Source organism: Deferribacter desulfuricans SSM1 (assembly GCF_000010985.1).
GTDB classification, from domain to species: Bacteria; Chrysiogenota; Deferribacteres; order Deferribacterales; family Deferribacteraceae; genus Deferribacter; species Deferribacter desulfuricans.
Genome location: NC_013939.1, coordinates 1,820,784 through 1,845,023, shown reverse-complemented (window position 1 = coordinate 1,845,023; position 24,240 = coordinate 1,820,784). Strand labels below are relative to the sequence as shown.

The following is a 24,240-nucleotide window of genomic DNA, read 5'->3' as shown; positions in this document are numbered from 1 at the left end:
ATTAAATTGATTTCAAAAAATTAGACTCTTGTGTAGCAGCCTCTTTATTACAACTTAGTTATTTATTCTTTTTAGGAAGATATACAGTGACTTCTGTAAATTTATCTTTTTCAGACTGAATTTGGATTCCGCCTTTTAGGTTATCAAGTATTCTTTTGACAAGACTGAGTCCTAAACCAGTCCCTGAATACAACTTTCTTATGCTTTTTGAACGATAAAATCTTTTGAAAACTTCACTTATTTCAGTGTTATCAATTCCGATACCTGTATCTTTTATCTTGATTATTAATTTATTATCATTAGTAAAAATATCGATAAAGATTTCTCCATTATCTTTATTATATTTTATAGCGTTAGAAATTAGGTTGGAAATTAAGATTTCAAGAAGTGTTGGGTCACACAAGTATTTTTTTTCTTTAATATTTAGATGTACTTTGAGGTTTTTTGTTTCAATTTCTAACTTGAACTTTGATAAAACATATTTGATAAGACTTTCAATATCTATTTCTTGATTATTTAATTCGTATTTTGAATATTCAAGTTTATTGAGGAGAAGGATCTTGTCAAACAAATCTTTTAATATTTTTGAGTTTCTTATGATGATTTCGAGATATTTATCTATATTTTTACCATTATCCTTATTTGTAGTTATTATCTCAATACAAGATATGATTTTTGTAAGGGGAGTTCTTACTTCATGTGCCAAAGAATCTATTATATCAGATTTAAAGTTTGCTAATCTTTTTAAGTTTTCATTAGATTCTTTTAATTGTTCTAATGCAACTGCATACTGACTAACTGCATGTTTGATTTTTGTTTTTAAATCGTCTTCATGTTCAGATATTTTTTCGATCATTATGTTGAATGCTTTTGCTAACTGTGAAAATTCATCTTTGGTATCTATCATAATTTTATGTGAAAAATCTTTATTTTCGATAGCCTTAGTTCCTATTTCTAAAATTTTAATTGGCTTTAATACTGTTTTTCTTAGTAATATTATCAAAACAAAATTTAATAAAAAGTAAGCAGTTATCACCAAAAAGAGAGTTGATTTTTGGTTTTGCCTTAATGTTGTAATCATATTGTCTATGGGGACATAAACAGAAATTCCACCTCTTAAGTCACCAACTTTGTAACCCTGATAATGGTGGCACTTTAAACAAGATTTATTTATGTAAAGAGGTGCCATATATCTGTAAACTAATTGATTATTTGGAGATTTTTCTATTCGATAAACCTCTTTTACACCATTTTTAAATTTTTCTAATGCATATTTTTCAAAAGCATCAGGTTTGTTTGCAGGATTTACTAAATTATCACTTGTTATATGAAATCTAAAATCCGCAAATTTGCTTGCATATTTTGAGAGTTGCTTTGTAGCAACAGCAGGTACAGGTTTTATTTCATCCCTATTTTCTGCAACCCATTGTCTTGTAATAACAATCATATCAAATAATGTTTTGGCTTGAATATGGGCTTGTCTCATTATCAAAATTTTCTGATTGTGCCAAAGTATCATGAAAAAAGGGATTAATATAATTAGCGTGGTTATATTGAGTATTATTATAATCTTAAGTGTGAGCTTCATTGTGAAGAGTTTATATCAAATTTATAACCAATGCCTGGGATTGTTTTAATAAATTTTGGTTTTTTAGGATTTAACTCAATCTTTTGTCTAATATGCTGAATATGAACATCGAGAGACCTTGACCATTTATAGAGTGAATCATCACCCCACACATGTTTAATAATCTGATCCCGTTTTAAATTTTTTCCTGCATTTTTAACCAAATATGATAGTATTTCCAACTCTTTGGCAGTTAAATCTATCTTTTCACCATCTTTTTTGCAGTAGCCTTCTTCAAGGTTTATTTCAAAAGGTGGGGTTATAATTATGTTATTATCGTTTGAAGATTTTATTTTATTACTTCGCCTTAATATTGCTTTTATTCTTGCTAATAGTTCCATTTTTTCAAAAGGTTTAATAATGTAATCATCGCACCCATACTCAAAGCACAACACTTTGTTTGATACCGATTCTTTGGCTGTAATAATTATTATAGGTGTTTCACTCATTTCTCTTATCTTTTTACAGATGTGTTCACCGTTTATATCTGGAAGTCCTAAATCAAGTAAAATTAGGTCGTATTGATTATTTTTAATCAAATTAAGAGCATTTAATCCACTTTGAGTTGTTACCACATCAAAGTTTTCAATTTCTAAGAAGAGTTTTAATATTTCTAAAATCTCATAGTCATCATCAATAATCAAAACTTTATACTGCATAATGTAATTTTATAAGATTAATAAAACTAAATCAATATTTATTTAAATGTAAATTTCAATGTATCTTCGGCTTTATTATCAGGGCAAACTGAAATACAATCCCCACAGTTGTGACAAAGATAGTTTTCTCCATCTGTCATAGGGTTTATCCCCATTGGGCAATTTTTAATACAACTTAAACAATTTGAGCAATTTTCCCTTATTTTTTCAACTTTTAACCCTTTTTTGGTTCTAAAAATTGACAAAAATGTTCCAGTTGGACAGAAATATCGACACCAAAAAAAATTTCCCAATATAAATTCTAATATTAAAAGAATTAATATAAAAATGATTTCAAAAGTAAAGTAATGAAATTTTATTAAAACTAATGTTTGAGAAGAGATAATTCCTGGTGCTGAAATAAGATTTAATAATGGGATACCAGCAATCCCTGTCAAAAAAATTCCAATAATAAGAAATCCAAATCTAAAAAGATTTACTTTTGATATTTTTTTATGTCTAACTTTCCATTTACTATTTTTAAAAAAAATTTTTCGAAAGTTATTTATTAGTTCAGTTAGAAAGTGATATGGGCACATCCAGCTACACCATACTCTACCAAGAATTAAGACTAACATTATGGGGATTATCACTGAGATAACCATCGAAAGAACAAACTTCTTTGATACAAAAAACGCTTGAAAAATAGCTATTGGATCTGCAACAGCAATATCACCAACATCAAGAGAGTAGAAGGTACCTTTTATAAAGTTTATCCCATATATATTTAGCAAAGGTATTATAATCATTATTAAAAATGTTAAAATTTGGGAAAATCTACGATATAAGCGTAATTTTGATTTTTTCATTGTTCTTCCCATTCGTCTATAGTATCCATCGGCTCAAAGTTATTTTTAAATTCTGGTTTTACCCCAAAAGATGAGATGTTCTCTTTTTTCTTAACTTCTGATTCAGTTTTGTTTTCGTATTCCTCTTTGATTTTTGATGATTTTTTTTGAGCATTTATCCTTAATTTTCGATAATAAAAACCAGCTAATTCTTTTTGTTCCATCCCTTTTGGGATTATATTTACAGACTTGGGTGTAGTGGGGCATTTTTCAGTGCAAACACCGCAACCAACACATTCATCTGTAATAACGGGTAGTATAAAATGTTCCATAACGATAGCTCTATCTCTTAATGGACATGAATCATAGCAAAAGCTACAAAGTAAACCTTCTTCTGTTACCCCTTTTTCTTCATCAAGATAATATTTAAAATTTAGGCAAGTTTCTTGGTTTATTACTGCTATACCCATCTCGACCTTTTCAGGCTCTTTAAGGTTGTTATCAAGTGCTCCTGTTGGACATACTGATGGACATTTCATACAGAGATAACACCCTTTTTCTTCTGCAAAAATATATGGTGTACCTATTTGTAGTCTTTCAAAAATATCAGCTCTTTTTATGGAATCATAAGGGCATACTTCTATACACCTTGCACATCTTATACATAATTCCATAAATTTTGGTTCTTCAACAGCACCAGGTGGTCTAAGCCTGTTTTTCTTAAAAAACCCTTTAAATGGATTAGTATTAAAAAATTTTTGTAGCTTTTTTTTATCCATTGGTTATTTTTCTTCTCTCACTTTTTGAAAAACCTGTTAAGTCAGGCTTTTCTCCTGTTTTAATCAATCTTTCTACTTCTTCTTCAAAGTGTAAATAGTGTGGGGAAATATCTATAATATACTCATTTTGTTTGAGTTCGTTTATTATCCTTTCAATTTCTTTATCCGATTCTGCTTCAATTGTTGCAACAATCATTTTATTATCATCACTTTTTGTAAAAAGTGATATCTCTTTATATTTATATATTGACTCTTTTACAGCTTCAAAGTTTCCATCTTTAATAAAAATTATGCAACCGCAATATAACATATTACCCCCTTAAAGAAAAATAGGGCTCTGTAAGAGCCCTATTATTAATAATAGTTAGAGTTTATATCAGAAATGATTACTTTTTCAGTAAGTTTTGTAGCACCAGTATGTTTTCTTATTTTTACAGCTGCAATTTTGAATTCAGGTTCTTTAGAGCCTGGATCCACTGCGTCATTACATACGAAGTTTATCATTCTACTGATTTCTTGGTCAAACCATGGTACGAATAGGATTCCAGGAAGGGAATTTTTAGTAATTCTTGCAGGTAATATCGCTTTACCTCTTCTACTAACGATTTCAACTAAATCCCCTTCAAAAATATTATATTTTTTAGCATCATCTGGGTGTATTTCCACATATGCATAAGGGTAACTTCTTGCTATTTCAGGTATTCTCATTGTCATTGTACCGGTATGCCAGTGAGCAATTACTCTACCAGTGGTTAGATAAAATGGGTATTCTGCATCAGGTACTTCTGCAGGCCCTTTGTAAGGTCTAAGCCAGATGTTCGCTTTCCCTTCACCTTTTTTATCCATATAGAAATAGATTTTTGCATCTTTTGGTATTTTTTTCCCAAAGAATTTTTTAAATTCTTCGTGTTCAAACATTGGATCCATACCACGAACATAACGTTTGTATGTCCCAGGATGCCCTGGATATGGGCAAGGCCACTGGATACCAGCTTTTTCTTTTTTCAATCTATCGTATGTCGCGCCCCATAGGCTGTGGTCTGTATCTTTAGTAACGGTAATATAATCGGTCCAAGCCATTTCATTGGCTTTCATAGAATCGTCCATATTCCATGGTATTAGCTTTTCAAACCCCATTCTTTTAGCGATTTGAGCTGCAATCCATATATCTGCCTTTGCTTCACCAGGTGGGTTTACTGCTTTTTCGGTAAGCTGACTTCTTCTTTCACTACATCCGAAAACTCCTCCTTTTTCATAAAGAAATGCAGCAGGTAAAACTACATCAGCAAGCTGTGTGGTTTTTGTTGGAAAAATATCAAGTACTACTAAAAATGCATCTTTCATCCCTTTTATATATTTATTTAAATTTGGTAATGACTGCGCTGGATTTGTAGTTGATGTCAACATAGCTTTTATTGGTTTATTTGGATCTTTTTCACCACCTAAAGCTCCAAACATTTTAATTGTGTGAAAACCAGGTTTTGGATCAATTGTTCCTGGTTTAAGCCCCCATACCTTTTCTACATGTGTACGCCATTTTTTATTTTTTACAGGTTTAGTGCCTGGTAATAAATGAGCAAGTGAACCAGTTTCTCTAACACCACCACAGGCATTTGGTTGCCCTGTCAATGAGAATGAATCAGCTCCAGGCTTACAGATATTTCCAGTAATAAGGTGTAAGTTGTGAATCAGGTTATTTGCCCATACACCTCGTGTTCTTTGATTTAAACCCATGGTCCAAAGTGTCATGGATGCACCACTTGTGGCAAACCATTTTGCAGCTTTTCTGATATTTTCTGCAGGACATCTTGAAAGTTTTTCAACAGTTTCTGGTGTAAATTGCTCTAAAAATTCTACATACTTGTCAAAAGTATAAACATTTTTACCATCAGTGATTCTTGTATGTTCATCAATAAATTTCTTATCATGCCAGTTGTTTTTAATAATCTCTCTTGCCATTGAGTGGAATATAGCAAGGTCAGTACCTGGGTCAACTGGTAGCCATAAATCTGCTATTTTTGCAGTATTTGTTTTTCTTGGCTCACATACTATTACTTTGACTTCAGGATTTCTCATTTTGTGTCTCATTATACGTCTAAAAATAATTGGGTGGCATTCACTGGTGTTAGAACCAACTAAAAATATGCATTTTGCACTTTCTATATCAGCATAACTACCAACCGGTTCATCTGAGCCAAAAGTAGTAATATAACCACCTACTGCACTAGCCATACACAGTCTTGGGTTACCTTCTACCATATTGCTTCTAAAACCGCCCTTCCACAGCTTGTTAAATGTGTAGCTTTCCTCTGTTGTACATTGTCCTGAACCGTAATATGCAACAGAGTCTTTACCATATTTTTTGTGGTAATATTTAAATTTTTTGACCACATAATCTAAAGCTTCGTCCCAAGATACTTTTTTAAATCTTCCATTTTTTTGTCGAATCATTGGATATTTTAATCTGTCTGGATGATACATACATTTGTATGCAAGAAAACCTTTTATACATAGGAAACCAAAGTTAGTTTTTGCGTCAGGATTCCCTTTGATAGCAACCACCTTCCCATCTTTTACACCAACATAAACTCCACATCCAGTACCACAAAATCTACAAGTACCTTTTACCCATTTATCTACGATTTCTTTTGATTCAGCTTGCTTTGGCAAGGACAAGCCTATTGATGCAGCAGTTGCTGATGCTATGGAAAGTTTAATAAAATCTCTTCTACTTAATGACATAATGACCTCCTATTTATACTGATGAACTTTATGAATGGTAAAGTTGTGAGCAATATGACAGCTTGAACATGCTCTATCTTTAGCCATGTTATTTTCAACCTGAGTCGAGTGACAGCCTAGACAAGTTTCGTCGGTAGGTTTAGCTTTGAAATTATTTGCATCTCCATGGCAAACACCACATTCCACATCAATTAAACCGTGTGCACTTTCTTCCCACTGTTTAACAACATCTGGAGTAACATCTTTGTGACAGCTAATACAAGTAGAATTACCCATGTCTTCCGGGTGTTGATCAGCAAGACCGTTTAATGCTATTAGAAAGATTGCTAAAAAAATTGTTAAAATAAAAATTTTTGTTTTCATGAGCACCTCCACAATTTTCTAGTTATATTTTGACATGAAGGAAGTAAAAAGTTTTTAATATTAGTTAAGTGGGTTTAAAATTTGTAAAGAATAATATTTACAAAATTTACATGAAAATGAGAACTTTTACTATATATTTAAATTTGGTGGTGTATCCTTCTAATACAATTTGTTAGGAGGTGTCTATGCGTAAGTTATTAGTTGTTTTATCGATGTTTTTATTAGCTTCAAGTGCATTCGCTCTTGAAATCAAAGGTATTCAGGTTGATGCTGACAGTGCAAAATGTATCTCTTGTCACCAGGATATGAATGTCGCCACAAAAGTTCACGATCAGTGGGCAGAAAGTGCTCATGCTAAAAATGGTGTTGGCTGTCTTGATTGTCATGAAGCTGAGCAGGGTGATTTTGACGCAATTAATCATTATGGTCAGTTTGTAGGTACTCATCCTACTCCAAAAGATTGTGCAAAATGTCACGAGGAAGAGGTTGAACAAAACACTTTGAGTAAGCATGCTTATCCATTCTGGCTTTATGCACCAGCAGACAGAGCTGTATTTGAACCTATCATTGGTACAAAACAGGGTTGTGAGCAGTGTCATAATGTTTCTGCTATGTGGCCAGATGGTAGTGTAGGTGAGTGTGATGTATGTCACTCAAAACATACGTTTGATTTAGCTCAGGCACATAACCCATATACCTGTGGTGAATGCCATTTAGGACCCGACCATCCACAAATTGAGATTTATATTGAGTCAAAACATGGTAATATTTTTACAACAAGAATGGCTCAAGGGAAGTTAAACCTTGATTATAATACTAAGAAAACTGGTGATACTCCGTTAGATTTCCCTGTTTGTACAACATGTCATATGGATGCTATCAATGGATTAAACAGTACTCATAATGTAAGTGAAAGATTATCGTGGGAATCTCAAGCTCCATGGAGTTATAGAACTATATGGCAAGAAGAAAAACTTGGGACTTGGCAAGAGAAACAAAATAGGATGAAAACAACATGTAAAGCTTGCCATGCGCCAAACTTTGTGGAAGACTATTTCCTCGTTTATGATTTAGTAAATCTTCAATACAATGAATTAAGAAGACAGTTTGTTTACTGGGCAAAGCTGTATGAAAAGAAAGGTCTCATAAAACCACTTAAAGCAAAAACTGTAGATGGTAAAGAGAAGAAATTTTCTAATACAGTTATTAATGCAAGTTGGTATACAAAAGCTTCTGAATTAATGTATAACTCATGGCATCATGAAGGTAGAAGATTTAGAATGGGTGCTGCAATGCAGGCTGCTGACTATGTTCAATGGCATGGAATCTGGGAATTACAGCACAATTTACAAGAGATGATAGCTTGGGGTGCTGAGCACGGTGTAGAGGAAGCTAAGAAAATTTATGAAAGCAATAGTCCAACTAAATTCTTCACATATAAGATTTATGATATCCCTGGTGGATTATACGGTTTTTACACAGAAGAGCAGTATTCTGTTCCTGCACTTTACAAAATTATTCCAAATTACTGGGAAAAAGTTAAGGCTAATGTAGAACAAGCTTACAAGAAAGGGTTTATAACAAAAGCTGAGTGGGAAAGATGGTTAGAAAGATACAAAAATAAAGATAAGTATCTAGGTAAAACATTTGGTAAACACAAAGTATTTCAAGAATATAAAAAGAGAAAAGCGAAAGAGTTAAATCTAAAAGATAAAAACTCTCCTCTTTATCAGGCGATTCATATAGGGTTGCCTTCTCCAGCAATGAATGATATAAAATAATAAAAAAGGGGAGCATTGCTCCCCTTTTTTTAAAAGAATTTTAAGGATGGTATCAGTATGAAAAAAAAGGTGTTTTTAATTTTTATGTTTATTATTGTGTCAACAGTGGTATTTGCAAATGTTGTTGCTGTTTTTGATGGTAAAGAAATCACTGATGCTGATTTGAAGGATTATGTAAACAAGGTAGCTGGTAAAAAATATGATAATTATTTAAAAAGTAAAGATGGAAGAAGAAAATTAGCTGAATTTTATATAGAAAGAGAACTGCTATTAAATTATGCAAGGTCTATTTACAAGGAAAAAGATATAAATAAATTAAAGCATTCTCATCCAAATTTGGATATTGATACTTTATATTTGTTGCATCTTATTGATGATAAGGTAAATGGAAAAATAAAAGTGGAAGAAAAAGAACTTGAAAGCTTTATGAAATCAAATGGTATAACAAATAAAAATGAAGCTTTTGCAAAATTATTAAGTATCAAAAGGAAAAAAACATACGACGAACTTATACAGCAACTAAAAAAAGACCATAAGATTGAATTTGTAGAATAAATTAAAAAAAAGGGGGAGCACCCCCTTTATTACTTTAAGAAAGTGTATGGATACTCTGTGTGTTCCTTATAAGTTCCGTTTAAAATAGCAACAACATCTTCTATGAAAACTCGTTCTTCATTTGTAGGGATAACAAATACTTTTACTTTAGAATCTGGAGTTGAAATTTCTGTTTCACCATCTTTACTTCTAGTCTTTAAATTTTTTTCTTTATCAATTTTTATTCCAAGCTCTTCCAATCCTTCAAGAGCCATTTGCCTGATAATTCCAGCGTTTTCTCCAACACCGGCAGTAAATACTATCGCATCAACTCTGCCCAATACTGCCATATAGGCACCTATGTACTTTTTCAATCTGTAAGCTTCAACTTCTAATGCTATTTTACAGCGCTCATCACCTTGCTCAGCACCTTCTAATACATCCCTTCTGTCAGTGTATTTACCTGTAAGTCCTAAAATTCCGGACTTTTTATTGAGGGTTGTATCCATCTCTTTTGGCCCTATTTCTAAGATTTGTTGCATAAAAAGAGGGATTGCTGGATCCAAATCTCCACATCTGGTACCCATTACAGCACCTTCTAACGGAGTTAGACCCATTGATGTATCTACGGACACACCGTTTTTAATAGCTGTGTGAGATACACCGTTTCCTATGTGCATGGTTATGATGTTGCACTCTCTAGGGTCTTTACCTAAAAGAACTGCTGCTCTTTTAGATACATACAAATGGCTGGTGCCATGAAATCCGTATCTTCTAACACCATATTTTTCATACCATTCATAAGGTACAGCGTATAAGTACGCATGTCTTGGCATAGTTTGATGAAAGGCTGTATCGAAAATTGCCACATGTGGCACATCAGGTAATACTTTTTGAGCAGCCCTTATCCCAGCAAGATTTGGTGGATTGTGTAATGGAGCAAGGTGTTGGACTTCTTCTATCGCTTTTATAACCTCATCGTCAATTAGAGTACTCCTTTTAAATTTTTCACCACCATGAACAACTCTGTGCCCAACAGCCGATATTTCTTTTATATCAGATACAACACCTTTTTCTTCGCTTGTGAGAGTATGAACTACTAGATTAATAGCAGTGTTGTGGTCATGACACTCATATTCTTCTCTAAGAGTATCTCTTCCTGGGACTTCATGAACAATAAAAGAATCACCGATACCAACTCTTTCTACAACTCCTTTCGCAAGAAGTTTATTATTATCCCAGTCAAAAAGCTGATATTTTACTGATGAGCTACCACAATTTAAAGCTAAAATTTTCATATTTTGCCCCCTATTTAATTTGCCTGTAGTGATGTTATTACAGCTACATTTACTATATCCATATATTTACATCCTCTTGATAAATCGTTAACTGGTTTCTTTAAACCTTGGATAATTGGACCGATTGCCTCTGCTGATGCAATTCTTTCAACTAACTTGTATGCAATATTTCCTGCATCCAAATCAGGAAAGATTAAAACATTTGCACTTCCAGCTACAGAACTACCTGGTGCTTTTCTCTCACCTACCGCTTTTACCAATGCAGCATCAACTTGAAGCTCACCATCAACTTTTAAATCTGGAGCAAGCTCTTTAACTATTTCTGTAGCTTTTACCACTTTATCTACATCAGGGTGGCTTGCACTCCCTTTTGTGGAAAAACTAAGCATTGCTATCCTTGGCTCTTCTCCAAGAAAAGCTTTGCAACTATCAGCAGTAGCTACAGCTATTTCTGCAAGTACTCTAGCATCAGGGTTAGGATTCACTGCACAATCTGCAAAAAGGATCGCTCCATCTTTACCAAACTCTTTTTTTGGAGTAACCATAATAAAGCAGCTTGAAACAGTATTCATACCAGGTTTTGTCCCTATTACTCTGATGGCAGCCCTTAAAACATCAGCAGTTGTATGGCAGGCACCTGTCACAGCCCCATCAGCATACCCTTTTTCAACAAGCATACATCCAAAATAGTTTACATCTTTCATGGTTTCTAAAGCTTCTTCTTTTGTTATCCCTTTGTTTTTCCTTTTTTCGTAATAAGTTTGAGCAAATTCTTGTAGATAGCTTGATGTTTCTGGGTTGATAATTTCAATGCCAGGTTTTAATTTATCTTTTAACTCATTTTCGTTGCCTAAAACGATTACTTTGGCCAATTTGTTTTCAAGCAGTGTGTTTGCAGCTTCGATAGTCCTTTCATCGTTTCCTTCTGGTAGTACAATAGTTTTTTGAAGTTCTTTAGCTTTTTCCCAATAATTTTGCATTAAGCTCATAACTGCCTCCTTTGAAATAAAATTATATTTTATTTTAATTTGATATTATAAAAGTGTCAAGTTTTAATGTAAAAAATTTAGTTAATTTAAAATAAGTTATATTGCTTATATTGAAATATATTGTTTTAAAATAAATGAACAATCATTATGGGTGTGAATTTTATTTTTTAATATATAGTTTTTTGAAATTGTATATCTAAAACTTGCAATTACAAATTTCCAAGGCATTGCAAGATACTTTTGTTCCGAAGTAATCTCAAAATTATTAAATTTTCATTTATTTGGTATTTTGTAAAAAAACTTACATTGTAATTATGTAGTTGTAAAATAAAAATTAATAATATATAAAAATGTCAAAAAGGAGTAAATATCTTTATGCACTCAGTGTTTTTTAAAGGGAGCTTATTGGCGATAATTTCCTCTTTTTGTTTTGCCACTTTAGCAATTTTTGCAAAAATCGGGTATTTGAAAGGTTATAATACAAACACATTATTGTTCTACAGGTTTTTATTTGGCACAATAATTTTTTTACTTTACATTTTGATAAAGGATAGAAACATTTTGAAAATATCAAAACAGAATCTTTTATTATGTTTTATTGTTGGCTTTGTTCTATATGGTTTACAAGCTACATTTTTTTTCTTATCTGTAAAGCTCATTGGAGCTTCAATGACTTCATTTATACTCTATATGTACCCTTTTACTGTTACAATTTTAGCTGCAATAGTATACAAAAATAGAATTGATAAAATATCTGTTTTTGCTCTTATTATAATAGGATTAGGAATTTTGTTTATTTTTTATGATGTAATAAATTTTAATATTCCATTAATCAATGTATCGATGGGAATTTTGGCAATGTTAACTTTTACATGCTATCTTTTGACTGTACAAAAGGTTTTAACTAAACTCAACTACTATACATTTACTTTTTATGTGCTTTTGTTTGCTCTGTTTTTTTATATGGTATTTGGTTTTAACGACATAGGAACTATCGCGATAAAAGATTTACCTTTTCTTTTCTTGTTAGGTTTAATTCCAACATCTTTGGGGATTATATTGCTTTATAAAGCTATACAGCTTATAGGAAGTAGCTATGTTTCCATATTTTCATCAATTGAGCCTTTTGCTACTTTATTGATATCATTTATGTTATTTAAAGAAAAGATAGGGCTGTTTCAGTTTATTGGTGGAATTTTGTTAGTTTTTGGTATTATATTGCCAAATAGTTACAGGATAATTTATGAGAGAAAAGTTAAGAGAGTATATTGCTGATATATCACTTATTTTTATAAGTCTTATATGGGGTTCTACATTTGTTATCATTAAAGAAGCCATAGAAGATGTAAATGTCTTTAGTTTTTTAACAATTAGATTTGGGTTAGCAACGATAATTATGCTTTTTTTTGTGTTTAAAAGGGTGGATAAACTGAGAGATTCGTTTGTCCCTGGTCTGTTTTTGGGTTTGACACTTTTTGCTGTTTTTGCTTTTCAAACAATAGGTTTAAAATATACGCTTGCTTCAATTGCAGGTTTTTTAACTGGTTTATATGTTATATTTGTCCCAATTTTAAGTGTGATCTTTTTGAAACAAGTCCCTAGAATCACCTCTATAATAGGTGTAATTTTTGCTTTGAGTGGTCTATATATGATATCTTTTTATGGGGAAGTTGCGGAGTTTAATATAGGGATTGTATTTTTAATTCTAAATGCTTTTTTTATCGCTATACACATAATTTTGATAGATATATATTCGAAAAAGTATGATGTGGTTATTTTAACTTTTATTCAGTTTTTAGTGATTTTTGTTTTATCTTTTCTTTTTTCACTTCTGTTTAAAGAAAACTTATTTGATATTACTTTTAATGGAGAGCTGATATTTGCGTTTATATTAACAGGCGTTTTTGCTACTGTAGTGGCTTTTTTCATTCAAATATTGATGCAAAAATATACTACACCCACAAAGGCTGCTTTGATATTTACTTTTGAGCCTGTTTCAGCTGCATTTTTTGGTTATCTAATAGGGGCTGAGATACTTGCCTTTAAGCAATATATTGGTTCATTTCTTATTTTACTTTCAATAATAATTTCTGAAGTAGGCCCATTTTTATTGAGAAAATATTTTAATAGAGGAATAAATGATTAGGGTTTATATTGTCTTACTATTTGGTATAATATCTGTTTCATTTGCTGCTATTTTTGTAAGGTTTTGTGAAGATGTCCCTTCAATAATGATAGCAACATATAGGCTTGTAATTGCTTCCACCATTTTAAATATCATCTATTTTAGAAAAGGTGGTAAAAGGTTTGATTTTCAAAAAGCGGATTTTATTTATGGTTTTGCTGGTGGATTATTTTTAGCTTTACATTTTGTTACATGGTTTCAATCATTAAAATATACCTCAGTTGCAAGTAGTGTTGTTTTACTATCTACTGGCCCTATATTTGTGGCGGTGTTATCCTATATCATTTTGAAGGAGAAGCAGAGCAAAGAGATAATAATTGCCATTATCCTGGCAATAGTAGGATCAGCAATATTGGCTTTGGGTGATTCGAATGCCGATTTTGCTTTTGGAGAAAAGGCACTTATCGGTGATTTTTTGGCAATATCATCGGCATTTTTTGTAAGTTTTTATTTAATGGTGGGTAGCAAACTAAGAGAAAAGATGGATATTTTGAGCTACATAGTTTTGGTGTATACTTTTGCAGCTATAATTTTATTGATAACATCCATTCTGATGCAAATCCCTTTTACTGGCTACAGCGTAAAATCGTATATTTTTATGGTCTTGTTAGCTGTGGTATCGCAAAATTTGGGGCATACAGCTTTTAATTGGGCTTTAAAGTATATAAAAACAAGTGTGGTTTCTCTTACCACCCTTGGTGAGCCTGTTATAGCTTCATTTTTAGCTTATATCTTTTTTGGTGAGACTATTGACAAGTTTAAATTTATTGGAATAATTTTAATATTTGTAGCAATAATAATTGGCTCAAGAAAGGGGGAAAAATAGTGTTCCCGTATATATTCAAAATAGGTGTATTTGAGCTCAGGGTTTATAGTTTAATGTATTTGATTGGGATTTTAATGACTTTATATTTTGTCAAAAAAAAGGGGCAAAAGCTTGGTTTCTCTAAGGAGTTAATAGAAAATTTGATAATTATCACTTTTATAGGTGCTATTATAGGTGCAAGAATTTATTATGTAGTTTTGAAGTGGGATTTTTACAGTAGATATCCAAAAGAGATTATTGCAATATGGCATGGTGGACTTGCTATTCATGGAGGTATAATAGGTGGGATAATTGCTGCCTATTTATACTGTAAAAAATATGGGATAAGGATTTTTCAATATGGGGATATGGTATTGCCTTTTTTATTAATATCTCAAGGGGTTGGAAGATTTGGTAATTTTGCAAATGGCGAAGCTCATGGTGTCCCTACTATTACTCCACCATCGATTATATTTAAAGTTAAAAATGTTTTCCCTGAATTCTGGAGTACGGTTTTAAAAACCTTTGGTTTGAAAAACAATCCTGTCGAAGTTTCAAAATTGATGGATTTAATAAAAGAAAAGGGTGCGTTGACGGTTCAATTTCAAGGAAAAATTTATGAATTAAAAGAGTATGTCCCTTGGGGGATTAGTTTTTCTCCAAAATATAATCCCCCAGCTTATCAAGATTTTGGCACATTACCAGTGCATCCCACATTTTTTTATGAAATGATATTAAATTTTATATGTGGCTATTTCCTTGTTAGACTTTGGAAAGATGATAAAAATATTGGAAAAGGTGTGATTTCTGGATTGTATCTTATCTTTTATGGGGTCATTAGAGGATTTGTAACTTGTTTTAGAGCAGATGATTTGATGATAGGGTTTTTGAGAGCACCACATCTTGCAAGTCTTATTATGATTGTTATAGGTTCAGTTTTGGTTTATAAAGGTAAAAACAAAGGGGGTATTTTATGAATGTGAGTAGGGAGGAAGCTTATCAACTGCTTACAGAATACACTAAAAGTGATAGTCTTATAAAGCATGCTTTGGCTGTAGAAACTGCAATGAGAGCTTATGCAGAAAAATTTGGTGAAGATGTGGAAAAGTGGGGAGTTGTGGGTTTGCTTCACGATTTTGACTATGAAAAATACCCTTCTGAAGAGGAGCATCCCTATAAAGGTGCAGAGATTCTAAAAGAAAGAGGGTATCCAGAAGATATAATAGAGGCTATTTTAGGTCATGCAGATTATACTGGTGTTGAGAGAAAGACTTTGATGGCTAAGACACTTTTTGCTGTAGATGAGCTTTCAGGTTTCTTACTTGCCTGTGCTTATGTAAGACCAGATAAAAAAATAGCAAATGTGAAAGTTAAAAGTGTGAAGAAAAAATTAAAAGATAAATCGTTTGCAAGGGGTGTAAATCGAGAGGACATCTATAAAGGGGTAGAAGAGTTAGGTGTGGATCTGGATGAGCATATCGCTTTTTTAATAGAAGCTTTGTCCAAAAATGCTGATATCTTGGGTGTTTAATGAGAGAAATGTTTGATCCAGAAAGAAGAGAAGAGGATATTCAGGGAATCCATATTAGACCAAATAGTTTTGATGAGTATGTTGGTCAGAAAAAGATTGTAGAAAATCTGAAAATATTTGTTGAAGCAGCTAAAAAGAGAGGAGAGCCGTTAGATCACTGTCTTATTTATGGGCCTCCAGGGCTTGGGAAAACTACTTTAGCAAATATTATAGCAAACGAGCTTGGTGTAAGCATAAAATCTACTAGTGGACCTACTATAGAAAAACCAGGTGATTTAGCTGCGATACTGACAAATCTTTCAGAAGGCGATGTTTTGTTTATTGATGAAATTCATAGATTACATACATCTGTTGAGGAAATACTGTATCCTGCTATGGAGGATTTTAAACTTGATATAATTATAGGTCAGGGGCCAGCTGCAAGGACTATAAAAATCGATTTACCAAAATTTACTTTAATCGGTGCGACTACAAGAGCAGGTTTACTAACTTCACCTCTTAGAGATAGATTTGGAATGATATTTAGATTGGATTTTTATGATGTTGATGAGCTTAAACAGATAGTTTTAAGAGGGGCGAAGGTATTAGGTGTGGAAATTGATGATAGTGCCGCGATGGTTATTGCCTCAAGATGTCGTGGGACACCAAGGATAGCCCATAGAATATTGCGAAGAGTTAGAGACTTTGCAGAAGTTATGAATGATGGTGTAGTTACTAAAGAGATTGCAGATTTTGGGCTAAATCGTCTTGAAATAGATAGTGCTGGACTTGATATAAATGATAGAAACTTTTTGTTAGCAATTATTGAAAAGTATAACGGGGGGCCTGTGGGTATTGAAACTTTGTCAGCTACCCTTTCTGAGGAGAAGGATACTTTGGAGGATGTGATAGAACCTTATCTGATTTATAAAGGTTTTATTAAAAAGACTCCAAGAGGTAGGGTAGTTACACCGCTTGCATATGAACATTTGAATATCCCTTTTAAAGGGTATCAGATGACAATTGAAGAGTTTTTGGATGAAGAAGAGTAAAACTTCCTTTGTCTGTCAGGTCTGCGGATATAAAACACCAAAATGGGTTGGAAAGTGCAGTGAGTGTGGTAGCTGGAATAGCTTTGTGGAAGAAATTGAAGAGTCGAAAAGTGAAATTAGAAAGAAAAGAAATGGATTAGAAATTAAGAGAATATCTGATATAGAAGGTGTTGAAACCGAAAGATTTAGTACCGGAATTAATGAGTTTGATCAGGTTTTAGGTGGAGGGGTTGTAAAAGGTGGCGTAGTTTTAATAGGTGGAGAACCTGGTATAGGTAAATCAACAATTATGCTGCAAATCTCTGATAAATTATCCAAACATGGAAAAAGAGTTATTTATTTCAGTGGTGAGGAATCTTTAACACAGTTAAAACTTAGATGTGACAGACTGAATATCAATGGAGATGAGCTATTTTTTTCTGCGACAAACAATATAGAAGATGTCTTGGATTCATTGAGTGATAAAAGAGCTGATGTGATTATAATTGACTCGATACAAACGATTTATTCTTCGGAAATCTCATCAGCTGCAGGTACAGTTAGTCAGGTAAAATATGTAACCCATAAGTTGGTGGAATTTGCAAAAAGCAAGGGTGTTTCAGTATTTATCGTAGGGCAGGTAACAAAAGATGGTGTTATTGCTGGGCCCAAAGTTTTAGAGCATTTAGTTGATACGGTGCTTTATTTTGAAGGGGATTATGAAAGAGGCTTGAGAATTTTAAGAGCAGTAAAAAACAGATTTGGTTCCACCAATGAGGTGGGGCTTTTTGAAATGTCAGGTAAAGGGCTCATTGAATACAGATCAAGTAGTTTTATTGATAATAACAGTGATGCACCAGGTAGGGCTCTTACAGTTGTAATGGAAGGGACAAGAGCTTTTTTGGTGGAAATACAAGCACTTGTTTCGCAAACATATTTTAATTATCCAAAGAGGAATGTAACAGGATTTGATTTGAATAGATTAAATATGTTGTTGGCTATCTTGGAGAAAAAATGTGGATTTAATTTGTCTACCTGTGATGTTTATTTGAATATAGTTGGAGGTTTGAAAATAACTGAGCCTTCTGTTGATTTGGCAGTTTGTGCTGCGATAATTTCTTCTTTCAGAGATATTGCAATTGAGAAAAATGCGGTATTTTTAGGTGAGGTAGGGTTGACCGGCGAAGTTAGGACACCTGTTTTTTTGGATATGAGAATAAATGAAGCAAAACGGTTTAATATCAAGAAGATAATTGGGAATATGAATAATGTTTCAGACAAATCGGTTGAACTGTTTGCTATAAAACATATAAATGAGATAACAAACTATATTTAGGAGGATAAATCATGGGATTATTAGATGGCAAAAAAGCTTTAATATTTGGTGTAGCAAATAATAAATCTATTGCTTATGCAATTGCAAAGAGATTCAAAGAGGAAGGGGCAGAGTTAGGCTTTACTTATGCATCGGAACCTTTGGCAAAAAGGGTTAAGCCTATTTCTGAAGAGCTAAATGGAAAATTTTGTGTAAAATGTGATGTTACCAATGAGTTAGAGTTAGAAGAAACTTTTAAGTTAGTTGAGCAAGAGTTTGGGAAATTTGATATACTTGTTCACTCTATTGCTTATGCTCCTGCAGAGGATTTGAAGGGTAGGTTTATCGATACAAGTAGAGAAGGGTTTTTAACTGCGATGGAAGTAAGTGCTTATTCTCTTGTAAAGCTTGCCCAATTATCAGAACCTCTGATGAATGAAGGTGGTTCTATTATTACTATGACCTATTATGGCTCTGTAAAAGTAGTTAAAAATTACAACGTTATGGGTGTTGCAAAAGCTGCATTAGAGGCTTCAATGAGATATTTGGCAAATGAGCTAGGTGAGAAAAAAATCAGAGTAAATGCTATATCTGCAGGCCCAATAAAAACTTTGGCGGCAAGCGGTGTCTCTGGTTTTAGGACAATTTTGTCATTAATTGAGGAGAGAGCACCACTTAAAAGAAATGTCACTCAGGATGATGTTGCAAAAGCGGCACTTTTCCTTTGCAGTGATTTGGCTAGTGGTGTTACTGGTGATATATTGTATGTGGATAGTGGATACAATATATTAGGGCTTTAATATGATAGAATATAAAATTCTACACGACTTAGAGCAGATAGCAGAAATCTCGTTTAAAGAGTTCAAAACAACGGAATATATTGTAAATTTTTTAAAAAGTAATGGCATTAAAATAGACAAAGTTTTGGATACAGGTTGTTTTGGGACAATTGATTTTGGTAAATCTAAAACAGTTGCAATCAGAGCTGATATAGATGCTTTGCCTATTAATGCTGACAAGACTGAAGCTAAACATTTGTGTGGTCATCATTTACACACATCAGCATTGTTGTTAATTTTGCAGAAAATTGTAAAAAGGGAAATTACCCCTGATGTGAATATTAGGTGTATTTTTCAGCCAGCTGAGGAGATAGTCTCTGGTGCAAGAATCATTATAGATAATGGCGGACTTGATGGAGTGGATGAAATATATGGTATCCATGTTGACCCTGAAATAGAGCTTGGTACTTATGGGATTAAACCTGGTGAATTGATGGCAGGCTCAAATCATTTTCATATTACTCTAACAGGAAAAGGTACCCATGGGGCTTATCCACATCTGGGCAATGACTTAATTGTTGCAGCGGCAGATCTTATTAATATGGCACAAAAGATTGTTTCAAGGAAAATCAATCCACTTTACGAATCATTGATAACTTTTGGTAAAATTGAAGGTGGTACTGCAGGAAACATTCTGCCATCAGAGTTAAGAATTGATGGTACTTTTAGGTACTTTAAAGATGAGTTATTAGAATTTCTAAAATCTGAGTTAGAAAATTGTTGTAAATCTATTGAGGAGTTTTACAACATAAAAATAGACTTGGTTATTGAGGATGGGACACCACCAGTGATTAATGATGAAGGTTTATCATTAAAAATTATAGATCTATTTGAAAATAATGGTGAAAAAGTTGTTAAAAATATCCCAAAATCTATGGGTGGAGAGGATTTTGCATTATATCAAAAGATTGTCCCTGGGGTTTTTGTTAGGGTTGGGATAAAAGAAGGTGAAGAAGTGGTTCCTTTACATAATATAAATTTTAAGGTTCCTGATAAGGCACTTGATTGTGCCGTTAAATTTTGGGAGATTTTGTTAAAAAATATTTAATGGATTTTGATAGAGAAATATTAATAAAAAATTATTTATCTTTGAAATCGATAAAAGGTGTTTCGGACAATATAATTGTCAACCTGGTAAAAAAATATAATACTTTACAAAGCATATTTGAAAAAGGGATTGATGAATTAATTTCTGATTTTGGAGAGAAGATTGCAAGCTTAATCGATTTGCAAAAAGTTGACCATAATTTTGTAAAAGAAGAGCTTGAGTTAATCAAAAAATATAATATCTCAATGATCCTTTATGAGGACAAGGATTATCCAGAGCTTTTAAAACAGATTTCAAGCCCCCCAGCCTATTTGTATGGTTATGGAGATTTATCGGTTTTAGAAAAACCGATGATAGCAATTGTTGGTTCTAGACGAGCAAGTAGAAGGGGTTTAAAATTTGCAGAAGAATTAGGTATGGAGCTTGCTGAAGTTGGAATAAATGTAGTGAGTGGATTTGCAGCTGGGATTGATATTGCTGCACATATAGGTGCTATGAAAAAGGGTAGTACTACTGCAATTATGGGTTGTGGACTAAAATATGTTTATCCTGATAGTAATAGAAGATATTTTAAAGAGCTGGTAGAGAAAGGGTGTGCTTTGACAGAATTTTCTATAAATACAAAGCCTGATCCATATAATTTTCCAAAAAGAAACAGAATAATTGCAGGTTTGTCTTATGGTGTGGTGGTTGTGGAAGCTGCTGAAAAAAGTGGTTCTCTAATAACAGCAAGACTTGCAATGGAAGAAAATAGAGATGTTTATGCAGTTCCAATATGGCCAGAAGAGAAAAACAGAGGGACAAATAAACTGATACGAGAAGGTGCGAAACTATTAGAAAACTACTACGATATTTTAGAAGATATTGTCAAATATGTGGATAATATTAAAATAATTGACAAAAAAGATAATAAAACTAATATAAACTTTGAAGATGCTCTGGAAGAAAAGATTTACAACGCTTTGGCGTTATTTCCCAAAAATATTGATGAGCTTTGTTTATCTATTAATTTGGATTATGTAAGCATTATGAATAAGCTATCCATGATGGAATTAAAAGGTTTAATTTATATAGAAATAGATGGAAAATATTATATAAGGAGCAATTGATGGAGAAAATCTTAATTGCTTTAAATATGATTGTTGATTTTGTGGAATCTTATGAGCTAATTGATGAAATTGACATCGCTACAATGCTTTATAAATCAGGTTTTGAAAAATATGAAATAAGACAAGTCCTTAGCTATCTCGATTTTGGAAATTTTACTCCCACAAACGGTGTTAGGTATTTTTCAAAGTCTGAAAAAGATAAGTTTACTGAAGCTGGTATGCAATATATTCAGAAGTTACAACTTTCAGGTGCAGTTGACCTGCTTGTGATTGAAGAGTTGATTGATAGGTGTATGGATGTAGATGGGAAAGTAGATGTAGAAAATATTAAACAAACACTATTATATATATTAATTGAGCGTAGGAAACTTATTGATTTTGATAATGGCAGTATGGATGAGTTTGTTAATTGATTATTTTTTAGTATCTCAAAACTATTTATTAATCAAAAGGGTGAAAAATGTCTAAAAATTTAGTGATTGTTGAGTCTCCAGCAAAAGCAAGAACAATAGAAAAATATTTAGGAAAAGATTTCAAAGTAATGGCAAGTGTTGGCCATGTAAAAGATTTGCCCGAAAATGAACTTGGTGTTGATATAGAAAATGGGTTTAAACCAAAATATCGAGTTATCAAAGGGAAGAAAAAGATAATAGATGCTCTTAAAAAAGAGGCAGAAAAAAGTGATACGATTTACCTTGCCCCTGACCCAGATAGAGAAGGGGAGGCAATAGCTTGGCATATTGCTGAAGAGGTTAAAAAGAAAAACCCAAATATTAAGCGAGTAGAATTTCATGAAATTACGAAAAAAGGGGTCGCAGAAGGGATTTCAAACCCAAAAGATATAAATATTCAAAGGGTTAATGCTCAGCAATCAAGAAGGATTCTTGATAGACTTGTTGGTTATCTTGTAAGCCCTCTTTTATGGAAACCTTTAAAGTACGGTTTATCAGCAGGAAGAGTGCAGAGTGTGGCTCTTCGTCTGATATGTGAGCGCGAAGAGGAAATAGAAAAGTTTGTCCCTAAAGAATATCATTTAGTCGATGGTATTTTCCTGTGCAATAATCATGAAATTAAAGCTAGATTAGAGAAAAAGAACGGTAAAAAGTTTGAATTAAATACTCAGGAGCAGGTTGATAATTTTAAAAAAGAGATTAAAGATCACGAGTTTTATGTCTCAAAGGTTGAAAAGAAAGAGGTCAAACAGTTTGCTCCTCTACCTTTTATTACATCCACATTGCAGCAGGAAGCTGCCAGGAAGCTAAGCTTTTCTGCAAAAAAGACAATGATGATTGCCCAACAACTTTATGAAGGGGTTGAGCTTGGAGCTGAGGGGCCTACGGGTTTGATTACTTATATGCGTACCGATTCTACAAGAGTTTCTGATGATGCTAAAAGTGAAGCTCAAAATTATATATTAAAAAGATTTGGAGAAAAGTATTGCAGTAATGAAAAAAGGGTATCAAAGAAAAAGCAAAACGTTCAGGATGCACACGAAGCTATCAGGCCAACCTCTGTTTTAAGAGAACCGGAATCGGTGAAAAATTATCTAACCCAAGACCAATATAAACTTTATAAATTAATTTGGGAAAGATTTGTGGCCAGCCAGATGGCACCAGCGATTTTTGATAAAAGCACAATAGAGATAAGCGACGGTGTTTACACTTTTGTTGCAAGGGGTAAGATTTTAAAATTTGATGGTTTTATGAAACTTTATGTAGAGGGGAAAGACAACGAATCAGAAAATGATGAAGAAGGGATTATCCCTGATGTTAAAGAATCTGATTTAGCAATATTAAAAGAAATAGTTTCAAAGCAAATGTTTACTTCACCTCCGCCAAGATACACCGAAGCTACTCTTGTCAAAGCCTTAGAGCAAAAAGGGATTGGTAGGCCTTCTACCTATGCAACGATTATTTCTACAATTGTGGATAGAGGCTATGTAGAGGTGAAAGAACGCCGTTTTTATCCAACGGAGCTTGGTAGGATAGTAAATAAACTTTTAACAACAAATTTTCCAAAAATTTTTGATGTTAAATTTACAGCCGAAATGGAGAAAGATTTAGATCAGGTGGAAAAGGGTGAGATTGATTGGAAAAAGGTGTTGTCAGATTTTTACAGTAGTTTTGAGCAGGAGTTAAAAAAGGCTGAAAATAAACTTGTGATGGATTTGCGTATTGACAAAAAATGCCCAGAATGTGGAAGCGATTTGATTATAAAATATGGTAAAAATGGACCTTTTGTAGCCTGTGAAAATTATCCAGACTGTAAATACAGTTCAGATTTTAAAAGGGGTGAAAACGGTTTAATAGAACTTGTGGAAAGAAAAAATGGCGAATCAACCGGTCTAAAATGTGAAAAATGTGGCAGTGAAATGGTAATTAAGAAAAGCAGGTTTGGAGAGATTCTTGCATGCAGTGGATATCCAGAATGTAAAAATATAAAAAATTTTATTAGGCTTAAAGATGGAATAAAAGTGATTGAAAAAAATGAAAAGATTGATGAGAAATGTCCAGAATGTGGCGGCAACCTGTTTATAAAAAAAGGGAAAAACGGTTTATTCTTGGGTTGTGAAAATTATCCAGACTGTAAATTTACTGCAAATTTCAGAGTTGAGGATGACAAAATTATCCCTGTTATAAAAAAAATAGATGACATCACTTGCGAAAAATGTGGCGGTAAAATGGTTTTAAAAAGAAGTAGAAGAGGTAGTTTTTTTGCTTGCGAAAACTATCCAGAATGCAAAAATACAAAAAGTGCTATCACCTTAGAGGATGGCACAATCACAGTAAAAAAATAGGG

Annotated in this window: 23 protein-coding genes; 14 read left to right on the top strand and 9 right to left on the bottom strand. The window is 32.8% G+C overall.

Going from position 1 to position 24,240, the window contains the following annotated elements:
• Positions 1–58: 58 nt before the first annotated feature.
• From DEFDS_RS09200 to DEFDS_RS09170, 7 genes are all read right to left on the bottom strand, one after another.
• Positions 59–1,486: an ATP-binding protein gene (locus DEFDS_RS09200; RefSeq protein ID WP_050742520.1), complete on the bottom strand. Its 1,428-nt coding sequence runs from the start codon at positions 1,484–1,486 to the stop codon at positions 59–61.
• Between the two features lie 98 nt (positions 1,487–1,584).
• Positions 1,585–2,286, bottom strand: a complete 702-nt coding sequence (locus DEFDS_RS09195; RefSeq protein WP_013008524.1) for a response regulator transcription factor — start codon at positions 2,284–2,286, stop codon at positions 1,585–1,587.
• Positions 2,287–2,324: 38 nt separating this feature from the next.
• Complete coding sequence (locus tag DEFDS_RS09190) at positions 2,325–3,134, bottom strand: 4Fe-4S binding protein (protein WP_013008523.1); 810 nt, start codon at positions 3,132–3,134, stop codon at positions 2,325–2,327.
• The gene (locus DEFDS_RS09185) at positions 3,131–3,892 is read right to left on the bottom strand and encodes a 4Fe-4S dicluster domain-containing protein (RefSeq protein WP_013008522.1); all 762 of its coding nucleotides are present in this window, start codon (positions 3,890–3,892) and stop codon (positions 3,131–3,133) included. The genes DEFDS_RS09190 and DEFDS_RS09185 overlap by 4 nt, the downstream gene beginning before the upstream one ends.
• Positions 3,885–4,202 (bottom strand): chaperone NapD, encoded by a 318-nt coding sequence (locus tag DEFDS_RS09180; RefSeq protein ID WP_013008521.1) that lies wholly within the window; start codon positions 4,200–4,202, stop codon positions 3,885–3,887. The genes DEFDS_RS09185 and DEFDS_RS09180 overlap by 8 nt, the downstream gene beginning before the upstream one ends.
• A 44-nt stretch (positions 4,203–4,246) precedes the next feature.
• Complete coding sequence (locus DEFDS_RS09175) at positions 4,247–6,634, bottom strand: molybdopterin oxidoreductase family protein (RefSeq protein ID WP_013008520.1); 2,388 nt, start codon at positions 6,632–6,634, stop codon at positions 4,247–4,249.
• Positions 6,635–6,643: 9 nt separating this feature from the next.
• A complete protein-coding gene (locus tag DEFDS_RS09170; RefSeq protein ID WP_013008519.1) occupies positions 6,644–6,997 on the bottom strand; it encodes a cytochrome c3 family protein in 354 nt (117 codons plus the stop codon).
• 185 nt (positions 6,998–7,182) lie between these two features.
• Between DEFDS_RS09170 and DEFDS_RS09165 the strand changes: the two genes are divergently transcribed.
• Positions 7,183–8,778, top strand: a complete 1,596-nt coding sequence (locus DEFDS_RS09165) for a multiheme c-type cytochrome (protein WP_013008518.1) — start codon at positions 7,183–7,185, stop codon at positions 8,776–8,778.
• 57 nt (positions 8,779–8,835) lie between these two features.
• Complete coding sequence (locus DEFDS_RS09160) at positions 8,836–9,333, top strand: hypothetical protein (protein ID WP_013008517.1); 498 nt, start codon at positions 8,836–8,838, stop codon at positions 9,331–9,333.
• A 29-nt stretch (positions 9,334–9,362) separates the two neighbouring features.
• Here the strand turns inward: DEFDS_RS09160 and DEFDS_RS09155 are convergent, their stop codons facing one another.
• Positions 9,363–10,610, bottom strand: a complete 1,248-nt coding sequence (locus DEFDS_RS09155) for an acetate kinase (RefSeq protein WP_013008516.1) — start codon at positions 10,608–10,610, stop codon at positions 9,363–9,365.
• 14 nt (positions 10,611–10,624) lie between these two features.
• Positions 10,625–11,599 carry a phosphate acetyltransferase gene (pta, locus tag DEFDS_RS09150; protein ID WP_013008515.1) on the bottom strand — a complete coding sequence of 325 codons (975 nt, stop codon included), beginning with the start codon at positions 11,597–11,599 and terminating at the stop codon, positions 10,625–10,627.
• A 375-nt stretch (positions 11,600–11,974) separates the two neighbouring features.
• Here pta and DEFDS_RS09145 point away from each other — a divergent pair, with 375 nt between their 5' ends.
• Genes DEFDS_RS09145 through topA form a run of 12 tightly spaced genes read left to right on the top strand, consistent with a single transcriptional unit; the run spans position 11,975 to position 24,238 of the window.
• Entirely contained in the window at positions 11,975–12,874 is a 900-nt protein-coding gene (locus DEFDS_RS09145; protein ID WP_013008514.1) for a DMT family transporter, read from the top strand.
• Positions 12,843–13,745 carry a DMT family transporter gene (locus tag DEFDS_RS09140; protein WP_013008513.1) on the top strand — a complete coding sequence of 301 codons (903 nt, stop codon included), beginning with the start codon at positions 12,843–12,845 and terminating at the stop codon, positions 13,743–13,745. Before DEFDS_RS09145 ends, DEFDS_RS09140 begins: the two co-directional genes overlap by 32 nt.
• Positions 13,738–14,610 (top strand): DMT family transporter, encoded by an 873-nt coding sequence (locus DEFDS_RS09135; RefSeq protein WP_013008512.1) that lies wholly within the window; start codon positions 13,738–13,740, stop codon positions 14,608–14,610. The genes DEFDS_RS09140 and DEFDS_RS09135 overlap by 8 nt, the downstream gene beginning before the upstream one ends.
• Positions 14,610–15,566 (top strand): prolipoprotein diacylglyceryl transferase, encoded by a 957-nt coding sequence (gene lgt / locus DEFDS_RS09130; RefSeq protein ID WP_013008511.1) that lies wholly within the window; start codon positions 14,610–14,612, stop codon positions 15,564–15,566. Before DEFDS_RS09135 ends, lgt begins: the two co-directional genes overlap by 1 nt.
• Positions 15,563–16,120 carry an HD domain-containing protein gene (locus DEFDS_RS09125; protein ID WP_013008510.1) on the top strand — a complete coding sequence of 186 codons (558 nt, stop codon included), beginning with the start codon at positions 15,563–15,565 and terminating at the stop codon, positions 16,118–16,120. Before lgt ends, DEFDS_RS09125 begins: the two co-directional genes overlap by 4 nt.
• Complete coding sequence (gene ruvB, locus DEFDS_RS09120; protein ID WP_013008509.1) at positions 16,120–17,151, top strand: Holliday junction branch migration DNA helicase RuvB; 1,032 nt, start codon at positions 16,120–16,122, stop codon at positions 17,149–17,151. Before DEFDS_RS09125 ends, ruvB begins: the two co-directional genes overlap by 1 nt.
• Entirely contained in the window at positions 17,138–18,466 is a 1,329-nt protein-coding gene (gene radA / locus DEFDS_RS09115) for a DNA repair protein RadA (protein WP_013008508.1), read from the top strand. Before ruvB ends, radA begins: the two co-directional genes overlap by 14 nt.
• Before the next feature lie 11 nt (positions 18,467–18,477).
• Complete coding sequence (gene fabI / locus DEFDS_RS09110) at positions 18,478–19,245, top strand: enoyl-ACP reductase FabI (protein WP_013008507.1); 768 nt, start codon at positions 18,478–18,480, stop codon at positions 19,243–19,245.
• A 1-nt stretch (position 19,246) separates the two neighbouring features.
• Positions 19,247–20,332 carry a M20 metallopeptidase family protein gene (locus tag DEFDS_RS09105; protein WP_013008506.1) on the top strand — a complete coding sequence of 362 codons (1,086 nt, stop codon included), beginning with the start codon at positions 19,247–19,249 and terminating at the stop codon, positions 20,330–20,332.
• The gene (dprA, locus tag DEFDS_RS09100) at positions 20,332–21,441 is read left to right on the top strand and encodes a DNA-processing protein DprA (protein ID WP_041223970.1); all 1,110 of its coding nucleotides are present in this window, start codon (positions 20,332–20,334) and stop codon (positions 21,439–21,441) included. The genes DEFDS_RS09105 and dprA overlap by 1 nt, the downstream gene beginning before the upstream one ends.
• The gene (locus DEFDS_RS09095) at positions 21,441–21,854 is read left to right on the top strand and encodes a DUF494 family protein (protein WP_041223710.1); all 414 of its coding nucleotides are present in this window, start codon (positions 21,441–21,443) and stop codon (positions 21,852–21,854) included. The genes dprA and DEFDS_RS09095 overlap by 1 nt, the downstream gene beginning before the upstream one ends.
• Before the next feature lie 47 nt (positions 21,855–21,901).
• Positions 21,902–24,238: a type I DNA topoisomerase gene (gene topA / locus DEFDS_RS09090; RefSeq protein WP_013008503.1), complete on the top strand. Its 2,337-nt coding sequence runs from the start codon at positions 21,902–21,904 to the stop codon at positions 24,236–24,238.
• The last annotated feature ends 2 nt before the right edge of the window (positions 24,239–24,240 follow it).